Here is an 11,535-nt window from a genome sequence, read left to right on the forward strand (position 1 = left end):
CATCTGCACAACTGGCTCGACATGGCACGCGAGCGCATCGCCTTCCAGGGCCTGCCGGCGCGCATCTGCTGGGTCGGCCTTGGCGACCGGCATCGGCTCGGCCTCGCCTTCAATGAAATGGTGGCCAAGGGTGAGTTGAAGGCGCCTGTCGTCATCGGTCGCGATCACCTCGATTCCGGCTCGGTCGCCTCGCCGAACCGCGAAACGGAATCGATGAAGGACGGATCGGACGCGGTATCCGACTGGCCGCTGCTCAACGCATTGCTCAACACGGCGTCCGGCGCCACCTGGGTGTCGCTGCACCATGGCGGCGGCGTCGGCATGGGTTTCTCGCAGCACGCCGGCATGGTCATCGTCGCCGACGGCACGCGCGAAGCCGCCAGGCGCCTGGAGCGGGTGTTGTGGAACGACCCGGCGACCGGTGTCATGCGCCACGCCGATGCCGGCTACGAAATCGCCGTCGAATGCGCCAAGGAGCACCAGCTCAACCTGCCCGGCATTCTCGGGTGAGAAACGTCCGGCCGCAGGCAGGCGAAAAGCCGCGGAATCGGCTTTTCGAGTTTCGAACGCCCGTAGCCATAGCGGAGGGCTAGGCATGCGCATCCTGCGGGCAGCCGAATACCGGTCGATGCCGTGGAAGAACGGCGGCGGCGTGACGACGGAAATCGCCGTCTCGCCGCCCGGTGCCGGGCTAAACGATTTCGACTGGCGCGTGTCGATGGCGCGTGTCGAATCGAGCGGTCCGTTCTCGCAATTCGCCGGCATCGATCGCACCCTTGCCGTGCTCGAAGGCGAGGGCATCGTCCTCGAGATTGCCGGCTACCCGCCGAGATCTATAAACAGGACGACCGCCCTGTTTTCTTTCCCGGCCGACGTGCAGACCTCGGCCGCGCTGATCGGCGGACCGATCACCGATCTCAATGTCATGACCCGCCGTAGCCGGATGACGCATTCGGTCGAACGCCTGGTGATTTCGGCCCCCGTGGAAATCCGGACTGAAGCCGGCACAACGCTCATCCTGTGCTTGGACGGCGACATCAGTGTGCCCGCCGCTGAACCGGTTCGCCTCGGGCCGCTCGACACGCTGCTGTCCGGGCCGGTCAGCACCGGCCTGCTTGTCCAACCCGCCCATGAGGCAACGCTGTACGTGATCCGGATCCGCGCCATCGCCGGCAACGATTAACGCTTGTTTCCAAACATGATCGCGGTACCGGCGAAATATAGCGTAAGCTGCTGGCGGCATCACGAAAAAGCCTGAATCCTCTCCGCCGATCTGGCTGGCGGGAAGTGGGGTGCTTGTCTTTGAGTTTTGCTGAGAGACGACGCCCTGTCGTGGTGCGGAAACAAACTTTCGGCAAGTGGGGTTTATGCAACCAATTGCATTTGAACCGGTTTTAGGGCCATTGCCGTGGCGGTGACGCCGCTCAGTGCCCGCTTACGGAATTTTCAATGAATATTCAGACGAATCCTGCCCAAATCGAGAAGACAAGCGCGAGCTTCCCGGCCATCACCGAAGAGCCGATCCGCTCCAATTACCTGCCCGAAGAGCGCCTTCGGCTGCTCGGTGAAAGCCTGGCGAAAGGCGACCTCACAGATCTGTTCGGGCTGACGCCCTTCGATTTTCAGGCCCGTATCCGCGACAGCGCCAAGAAGATTTTGGAAGTCTACCGGTCGACCAATGCGGCGCAGGCGAGGGGCGAGACGATCACGCCGGCGGCACAATGGCTGCTCGACAACAATTACCTGGTCGAAGAGACCATTTTCCAGGTCAAGCGCGACCTGCCGCGCCGCTTCTATCGCCAGCTGCCGACCTTGAAACTGCCTGACGGCGGCAGCGTGCCGCGCGCGCTGGCGCTGGCCTGGACCTATGTCGCACATTCGGACAGTTCCGTTTCGGCGACGATGTTCAAGTCCATCGTCCAGGGTTTTCAGTCGGTCGAGCCGCTGAAGATCGGCGAACTCTGGGCGCTGCCTTCGCTGTTGCGCTTCGTGCTGATCGAAAATCTGCGCCGGCTGGCGGTCAGGGTCAATCGAACCCGTCAGATGCGTCAGATCGCCAACGATGTGGCAGACAAGGTCCTGGCCACCGACGACAGCGCCGACCGGCAGTCGATCCTGTCCAATTTCAGCGCACACGCACAGGACACCACCTTCGCCACCCAGCTGCTCTATCGCCTGCGCGATGGCTCGCAGAATGCCGGCAAGGCTCTGGAATGGCTGGAAGGCGAGCTCGAAAAGACCGGCTCCGATGCCGAGGAAATCATCATTTCCGAACATCACACGTTGTCCAGCGGCAATGTGACGACGGGCAACATCATTCGTGGCCTGCGCCTCATCAACGACGTCGATTGGACCGTGTGGTTCGAAGGCGTCAGCCGCATCGACACCGTGCTGCGCGAGCGTACCGATTTCGCCGCGCTCGACTTCTTCTCGCGCGACCAGTACCGGACCGCGATCGAGGAATTGGCGCGCCGCTCGAACCTTTCGGAATATCGCGTCGCCGAGAAGGCCATCGAGCTGGCCGGCCACGCCGCCAGCGATGGCGACGGCGACGTCGTTTTAACCGGGTCCGCCCACACCGATGTCGGCTTCTTTCTCGTCGGCCCACGCCGGCTCGAGCTGGAGAAGGCGATCGGCTATCGACCCACCATCAGCCAGACAGTCAAGCGTGCCTTCCGCAAGACCGGCTGGCTCGGCATCGTCGTACCGGTGTTTGCGCTGACGGCGCTGCTTCTCGTCCTCTCAGGCAACGCGCTTGCCAATCTCGGCCTGTCGGTGCCCTCGATCGTCCTCATGCTGGCGCTTTTTGCCGTGCCGGCCAGCGAGGGCGCGCTCGCCTTCTTCAACACGGTCGTTTCGCTGTTCCTGAAACCGACGCGCCTCGTCGGCTACGATTACCGGCACGGCGTGCCGCCCGAGGCGCGCACGCTGGTGGTGGTTCCGTCGCTGATCGGCTCGCGCGACGATGTCGAGGAAAACATCCGCAATATCGAGGTGCATCATCTCGCCAACACGGCCGATGAAATCCATTTCGCGCTGCTGTCGGACTGGCCGGACTCGAAGACCGAGATCGATGCTGCCGACACCGAAATCCTCGAATTCGCGCGTGCCGAGATCGCTCGTCTCAACGCACGCTATCCCTCCGAAGGCGCGCCGCGCTTCTATATCCTGCACCGGCGCCGGCTCTTCAATGCGGCGCAAGGGTCGTGGATGGGCTGGGAGCGCAAGCGCGGCAAGCTGCATGAACTCGACCTTCTGCTGCGCGGCGACAGCGACACCACGTTCCTGCCGCTCGACGTGCCGCTGCCGGAGAACGTCGTCCACGTGATGACGCTCGATGCCGACACGCGCACCACCCGTGACGCGGTCGCCACCCTCGTAGGCAAGCTCTGCCACCCGCTCAACCGGCCGCATTTCGATGCCAGCAAGCGCGTCGTCACCGCCGGCTACGCGATCCTGCAGCCGCGCATCACCGCGTCGCTGACATCAGGCGATGATGCGTCGTTCTTCCAGCGGGTGTTCTCGGCCAATCGCGGCCTCGACCCTTATGTCTTTGCCGTGTCAGATCTCTATCAGGACGTTTTCGGCGACGGGTCCTTCACCGGCAAGGGCCTCTATCACGTCGACGCCTTCGAGGCCGCCCTGCAGGGCCGCATCGAGGAAAACACCATCCTCAGCCACGATCTGCTGGAAGGCGCGCTGGCGCGCTCGGCGCTGGTCACCGACGTCGAACTGGTCGAGGACTATCCGACCCGCTACTCGGTCGACGCCTCGCGCCACCATCGCTGGGCACGCGGCGACTGGCAGTTGCTCGGCTTCATGCTCGATCCGCGCTCCGGCGTGCCGGCGCTGTCGCGCTGGAAGATGATCGACAATCTGCGCCGCTCGCTGACGCCGATCTTCTGGGTGATGGCGGCGATTGCCGGCTGGACGCTGCTGCCCTTCACGCAGGCCGCGCAATGGCAGGCCCTGCTGATCCTCAGCCTGTTCATGGCGCCGACATTCGACATCGTCAACGCCATCCTGCCCAAGAGCGGCGACCAGACGCCACGCGGCCATTTCTCGGCCCTGGCACGCGACGTCGCCTTCGGCACCGCCATGGTGGCGCTGAAGATCGTCCTGATGGCGCACAACGCCTGGATGATGGGCGATGCCATCGTGCGCACGCTCTATCGGTTGTTCGTCAGCCGCCAGAACCTTTTGGAATGGCGCACCGCCTCGCAGGCGCACAAGGCGGGCGACAACGATGTCGGTTCCTATTACGGCATGATGTATGGCGCCGTGATCATCGGCTTCGTCGGCCTTGCCATTCCGGTGCTGGCCGATTCGACCGGCGCCTTCGTTGCCTTCTTCTTCGCGCTGTTCTGGATTGGCTCGCCCGCCATCGCCAGCTGGATCAGCCGTTCGGCTGAAACCGAGGATCGCTTGCGCATATCGCAGGCCGATATCCATACGTTGCGCACGGTGGCGCGGCGCACATGGCATTATTTCGAAAGCTTCGTGACGGCAGAGCATCACCATCTGCCGCCCGACAATTTCCAGGAAAGCCCGGCACCGGTGGTGGCGCCTCGTACTTCGCCGACCAATATCGGCGTCTACCTGCTGTCCGTCGTTTCCGCCCGCGACTTCGGATGGATCAGCCTGTCCGACGCCATCACCCGCATCGACGCCACCATGGCCACGATCGAGGGCATGCCGCGTGAGCGCGGTCACCTCTTCAACTGGTACGACACCACGACACTGAAGCCGCTCTATCCGCTCTACATCTCGGCTGTCGACAGCGGCAATCTCGCCGGCCATCTGGTGGCGGTGGCGGCGGCCTGCGCCGAATGGGCCGAGGCGCCCTCCGTGCACCTCCAGGGCGATTTCGAAGGCATTCTCGACACGGTCACCATCCTCAGCGAAAGCCTCGATGATCTGCCCGACGACCGCCGTCAGTTGCGCCCGCTGCGCCAGCGCCTCGCCGACCGTCTCGACGGCATGCGGCGCGCTGTCGACACCATCAAGGCGCAGCCCGAAATGGCGTCGATCCGCACCATCAACCTGGCCGTGCTGGCCGGCGAGATCCGCAAATTGGCCACCGCCATCCATACCGAGGCGGTGTCGCCCCAAAGCGACGTCATCGTCGACTGGGCGGCAAGGCTGGAAGCCACCTGCGAAGCGCACGTCCATGACGCGCACAGCGACGACAATGCCGTCGAGGCGCTGCGTGCCAAGCTGCTCACCTTACGCGAGCGCACCCGCCGCTATGCCTTCGAGATGGATTTCTCCTTCCTGATGCGGCCGGAGCGCAAGCTGCTGTCGATCGGCTACCGGGTCGAGGAACACCAGCTCGACGAAAGCTGCTACGACCTTCTGGCTTCCGAAGCACGGCTGACCAGCCTGTTCGCCATCGCCAAGGGCGATCTGCCGACCGAGCACTGGTTCAGGCTTGGCCGGCCGATCGTCGAAATCGGTTTCCAGGGCGCGCTGATGTCCTGGTCCGGCTCGATGTTCGAATATCTGATGCCGCCGCTGGTCATGAAGGAGCCGCAGGGCTCGATCCTCAACCAGACCAGCAAGCTGATCATCAAGCGCCAGATCCAGTATGGCCGCCAGAAGAACGTGCCGTGGGGCATTTCGGAGGCCGCCTACAATGCCCGCGACCGCGAACTGACCTATCAATATACCAATTTCGGCGTTCCAGGCCTCGGGCTGAAGCGCGGTCTTGGCCAGAACACGGTGATCGCGCCTTACGCCACCATACTGGCGGCCCAGTTCAATCCGCGTGAAGCCGTGCTGAATCTCGCCCGATTGCGGGAGATCGGGGCGCTCGGCCGCCACGGCTACTACGATGCCGTCGACTTCACGCCACAGCGCGTGCCGGAAGGCACGGACCATGTCGTCGTCCAGAATTATATGGCCCACCATTCGGGCATGTCGATCGCGGCGGTTGCCGACGCCATCTTCGAAGGTCGCATGCGCGACCGCTTCCACAGCGATCCGGTCATCGAATCGGCCGAACTCTTGCTGCAGGAGAGGGCGCCGCGCGACATCCCGACAGCGACCGTCAGGACCGAGGCCGACGAACGCTCCAAGGACGAGACCGAAGTCGACAGCCCCGACACCCGCATCGTGCTCAATCCGCTGCAGTCGCTGCGGTCGACCAACGTCATGTCGAACGGCCGCTATTCGGTGATGGTCAGCGCGACCGGCTCGGGCTACAGCCGCTGGGGCGATCTCTCCGTCACCCGCTGGCAGCCGGATCCGACCGAGGACCGGCTCGGCTCCTACATCTTCCTGCGTGACGCCGGCACCGGCGACTGGTGGTCGGCTACAGCCGAACCGAAGCGAGCCGCCGAGGAAAAGGCGCAGACCTTGTTCTCCGACGACAAGGCGAGCTTCGTCAAATCGGTGGGCACCTTGCGCTCCGAGGTCGAATGCATCGTCATCTCGGAAGGCAATGGCGAGGGCCGTCGGGTCACGCTCTACAATGACGGTCCGTCCGACCGTCACATCGAAGTGACCTCCTTTGCCGAGCTGGTGCTCGGCCTGGAGGCGTCCGACAACGCGCATCCGGCCTTCTCGAAGATGTTCGTGGAAACCGAAATCTCTGCGAACAACGCGGCGATCTTCGCCACGCGGCGCAAGCGCGAGACCAGCGAGCCCGATATCGCCATGGTGCATTTCGTCACCGATCCGTCCGGATCGGCGCGCGACGCCGAGGCCGAGACCGACAGGCGCGCCTTCATCGGCCGTGGCCGCACCATCGTCGACGCAGCCGCTTTCGACCCGGGCGCCAGGCTGGGCGGCCACTCAGGCTTTACGCTCGATCCCGTCGCCTCGCTGCGCCGCCAGGTGCGCGTGCCGGCCAACAAGAAGATATCGCTGACCTTCTGGACGGTTGTCGGCGCCGGCCGTGCCGAACTGGACGAAGCCATCGCCCGCCTCGACCATCCGGAGAGCTTTGCCCGCCAGGCCATGCTTGCCTGGACCCGCAGCCAGGTGCAGACCCGCCATATGGGCCTCAGCCTGACCGATGCCGCCAATGTGCAGAAGCTGGCGCGCTATCTGATCTATCCGGATCCGTTCCTGCGTCTTCCCGCCGAATCCATCGCCTCGGGGCTGGGCAAGCAGTCGAGCCTGTGGCCGACAAGCATTTCCGGCGATTTCCCGATCTTCCTGGTCAGGATCGGCGATGTCGCCGATCTCGAAATCGTCGCCCAGGCGCTGCGGTTCCAGGAATATATGCGCACCCGCGGCATGATGATCGACTTCGTCGTCGTCAACGAGCAGGCGTCCTCCTATGTCCAGGACCTGCAGCGGGCGGTCGAGACGCTGTGCGAAAACAGCCGTCTGCGCGGCAAGGAGCTCGGGCCGCGCCAGCACATTTTCGCGGTGCGCCGCGATCTTATGGACGAGACCACCTACAAGACGCTGCTCGCCGTCGCCCGCGTCGTCCTGCACACGCGCAACGGCACCATCTTCGACCAGATCGAGCGCGCCGAGGCGGCGGCCCTGCAGGCGCGGGATGCTCTGGCAACGTTGCCGATTCCGCGTGAATTGCCGTCGCCGACACCCACGACGCATACTCCTGCCTCGCAGGCGGTGGCCAATGTCAGCGCCGATGGCAGCGGACTCAGCCAATGGAACGGCTTTGGCGGTTTCGACGGCGACGGACGGCACTATGTCGTGCGCCTGGCCGGGCGGCGCACGACGCCGCAGCCGTGGATCAACGTCGTCTCCAACGCCTCGTTCGGGTTCCACACCTCCGCCGAGGGCGCAGCCTTCACCTGGAGCCGAAACAGCCGCGACTACCAATTGACGCCGTGGTCGAATGATCCGGTCTCGAACCGCCCGGGCGAGGGCCTCTATATCTACGATCAGGCCAGCGGCAAGGCATTCTCGCCGCTCGCCGCCATGGTGCGCGATCCCTCGATGACCTACGAGGCCTGGCACGGCCAGGGTTTCTCGACCTTCCGCTCGAAGCGCGGACCGTTGTCGATGGACCTTACCCATGTCGTCGATCCGGTCGATTCCCTGAAAATCTCGCGGCTGCGCATCCAGAATTCCGGCTCGGTGCCGGCGCGGCTGCGTGTCTATGCCTATGCCGAATGGGTGCTCGGCGGGCATCGGTCGCGCACTGCGGCAACCATCGTCCCGTCGCGGGATGCCGCCAGTGGGGCGCTGCTCGCACAAAACCCCTACGGGCTGGATTTCGGCGAGCGGGTTGCGTTCCTGGCGGCCGACGGCGGCGTCCATTCGGTGACGACAGACCGATCGGAGTTCCTGGGCCGGCATGGCTCCAGCGAGCTACCGCAGGCGGTGCTGAGCGGTGCGGCGCTGTCTGGCCGTGTCGAGGCCGGCGACGATCCGTGCGCGGCGATTGCCCGCGACGTCGAGATCCCGGCAGGCGGCGACGTGACGCTGCTCTGGCTGCTCGGCGACGCCGAGTCGGTCGAGGAGGCGAGCGCGCTGGTGCAGGAGCATCGGGCCAAGGACTTCGACCAGCGATTGGCCGACAATGAGCGCGAATGGCGCGGCTTCCTCGACACCATCCAGGTCGAGACGCCCGACAAGGCGCTCGACGCCATGGTCAACCACTGGCTTCCCTATCAAAGCCTGGCCTGCCGCATCCGCGCCCGCTCGGCCTTTTATCAGGCCAGCGGCGCCTTCGGCTTCCGCGACCAGTTGCAGGATACGCTGGCGCTGCTGGCACATGACCCGCAGCTGGCGCGCGACCAGATCCTCAACGCGGCGCGGCGGCAGTTCCCCGAAGGCGACGTGCAGCACTGGTGGCTGCCGCGCACGGGTGCTGGCGTACGCACGTTGATCTCCGACGACGTGGTCTGGCTTGCCCACGCTACGGCGCGCTATTTGCTGGTCACCGGCGATGCCTCCATCCTCAAGGAGCAATTGGCCTTCATCGATGGACAGCCGCTGGGCGAGGGCGAGCACGATGCCTTCTTCACCCCGGAAATCTCGAAGAAGACAGCGACGCTCTACGACCATTGCGCGCGTGCGCTCGATCTCGCCATCAAGCGCAGCAGCCCCGCGGGCCTGCCGCTGATCCTCGGCGGCGACTGGAACGACGGCATGAACCGCGTCGGCGAGCACGGCAAGGGCGAGAGCGTCTGGCTCGGCTGGTTCCTGCTGAAGACGCTGGGCGATTTCGCGCCCGTCGCCAAGACCGAGGGTGATGCCAAGCGAGCACAGGCCTGGGCAAAGCATGCCGATGTTCTGAAGCGGGCGCTTGAGAGCACCGCATGGGACGGCGAATGGTACCGGCGCGGCAGTTTCGACGACGGCACGCCTTTGGGGTCTCGCAACTCGCAGGAGTGCAAGATCGACTCGATCGCCCAGTCCTGGAGCGTGCTTTCGGGAGAGGGCGACCCGGCACGGTCGACCACCGCCATGGAGCAAGCAACGAAGCTGCTCGTCGACGACAAGCTGAAGATCGTCAAGCTGTTCACGCCGCCATTCTCGAAGACGGAAAAGGACCCCGGTTACATCAAGAGCTATCCGCCTGGCGTGCGCGAGAATGGCGGCCAGTACACCCACGCCGCCACATGGTTCGTCATCGCGCTTGCCGAGATGGGGCAGGTCGACGAGGCTTATCGTTGTTTCTCGATGCTGAATCCCGTCAACCACGCGACCGACGAGGCCACGGCCGAGCACTATCGAGTCGAGCCCTATGTCGTGGCGGCCGACATCTATGCCGGGGACGACAATGCCGGCAACGGCAAGGGCGGCCGTGGCGGCTGGACCTGGTACACCGGCTCTGCCGGCTGGCTCTACAGGGCTGCGGTCGAAGGCATTCTGGGCATCGAACGGCGCGGCAAGCGTGTCCAGTTCAAGCCGAAGCTGCCAAGCCACTGGGATGGGTACTCGGCAAATCTCAAAATGCTGGGGGCGGAACTCAAGGTTCGTGTCATCCGCGACAATAAGGCCAAGGCCGTGTCGCTGGAGGTGAATGGGGCAAAGACCAAGGCTTCGGCAGTCGAGCTGAAGGACGGCGAAGTTGCCGAGGTTGTCGTCAGGATTCCGGCCTGAGGCCTGTTGCCCAAAAAGCATGCGCTCGGGGCTGAGGCCCCGACCGCGACTTTTGTCACGCCAGGCGGGATGAGAGGCCCCATCCCGCCTGGCGTTGCCGTCTGCCGTTGACGGGCATCCCGCCGAGAAGTCTATGAAATCAAAGGCTTGAGGCGTCCCATAGGAGTAGCCGCGAGCGGTGAGGGTTTGGCCACCCTTCGCCTGGAAGGGCATCCTGCAGCTTTGTTTTGCTTTATACTTCGCGAAAGGCGATTTCGGCCTCAGTCATCCGCCCGACATTGTTGCTGATTAAAATTATGGCAGCACGTGCCAACTGCCATGATTTCGCCGCATGCCTGACATTTTACCTGTCTTCTCAAACCGTTAGGTGATCACGGCAGATTTCGGAACGTCGCCATCTTTTGTTCGCTCTAAGGGAACTGAAGGGGTACACGGCCATTGTTTTGCGACGTATCAACCGGTACGAATAAAATGATGCAGTGCACAATAAACAGCGTGGCGGAGTAACTGGGGTGACCCTTCTGCAAATCTACTGGCGAGCTCTCGGTTATCTGGCCGCGGACAGGAAACGCGTTGCGTTGATCTGTTCGGCCAACGTGGCTCTCGCCATCGTAGCGCTTCTCGAGCCGATTATGTTCGGTCGCGTCATCGGCGCCATCTCCGAGCGTGGCTCTGTCTTCACCACCCTGGTCATGTGGGCCGGTCTCGGCGCCTTCAACATCGTTGCCTTCGTCATGGTGGCGCGCGGCGCTGACCGCTTTGCCCACGCGCGGCGCAGCGAAGTGCTTTGCGAGTCGTTCGAGCGCGTGATCACCATGCCGCTCGCCTGGCACCATCAGCACGGCACCTCCAATGCGCTGCACACGATGCTGCGTGCCGTCGAAACCCTGTTCAGCCTTTGGCTCGAATTCATGCGCCAGCATCTGTCCACGGCTGTCGCCCTCGTACTGCTGGTTCCGACCGCGATCAGCATGGACCTGCGCATGTCGCTGGTGCTGCTTGGCCTCGGGCTGCTCTATGTCGGCATCGGCCGGATGGTCATGCGCCGCACCAAGGCGGGCCAGGCTGCGGTCGAGCGCCACTACCACAAGGTGTTCGCGCATGTGACCGACTCGGTCAGCAACGTTGCGGTGCTGCAGAGCTACAATCGCCTCGGCCACGAGGCCGATACGCTGCGCCGCTACGTCAAGAACCTGCTCGACGCGCAGAACCCTGTGCTCGACTGGTGGGCGCTGGCCAATGCCTTGCACCGTCTGTCATCGGCAATCTCGATGCTGATCGTGTTGTCGATCGGCTCCTATCTCGTGACTCATGGTCAGTTGGGTGTCGGCGACGTCATTGCCTTCACCGGTTTTGCCACGATGCTGATCGCTCGCCTCGACCAGATGTCGGCTTTCGCCAACCAGATTTCCGAGGCCCGTGCCAAGCTCGAGGATTTCTACCATCTCGAGGACTCCGCGGCTGATTCCGCCGAGCCGGACGGCTTGCGCGATCTTTCCAACG

3 protein-coding genes and 1 pseudogene are annotated in these 11,535 nt (G+C 64.0%); all 4 read left to right on the forward strand.

Going from position 1 to position 11,535, the window contains the following annotated elements; translation table 11 throughout:
• A pseudogene (locus EN969_RS04205) lies at positions 1 to 510 on the forward strand (urocanate hydratase); the annotation flags it as partial.
• An 85-nt stretch (positions 511 to 595) separates the two neighbouring features.
• Positions 596 to 1,183, forward strand: coding sequence for a HutD family protein (locus EN969_RS04210; RefSeq protein ID WP_013532299.1), 588 nt, complete (start codon positions 596 to 598; stop codon positions 1,181 to 1,183).
• Between the two features lie 266 nt (positions 1,184 to 1,449).
• Complete coding sequence (locus tag EN969_RS04215) at positions 1,450 to 10,032, forward strand: glucoamylase family protein (protein ID WP_063167745.1); 8,583 nt, start codon at positions 1,450 to 1,452, stop codon at positions 10,030 to 10,032.
• Positions 10,033 to 10,544: 512 nt separating this feature from the next.
• Positions 10,545 to 11,535, forward strand: a 991-nt coding sequence (locus EN969_RS04220; protein WP_245467409.1) for an ABC transporter transmembrane domain-containing protein, incomplete at its 3' end; no start/stop codon positions are given.

Source organism: Mesorhizobium sp. M7A.F.Ca.CA.003.01.2.1 (assembly GCF_003998945.1).
GTDB lineage: Bacteria > Pseudomonadota > Alphaproteobacteria > Rhizobiales > Rhizobiaceae > Mesorhizobium > Mesorhizobium ciceri.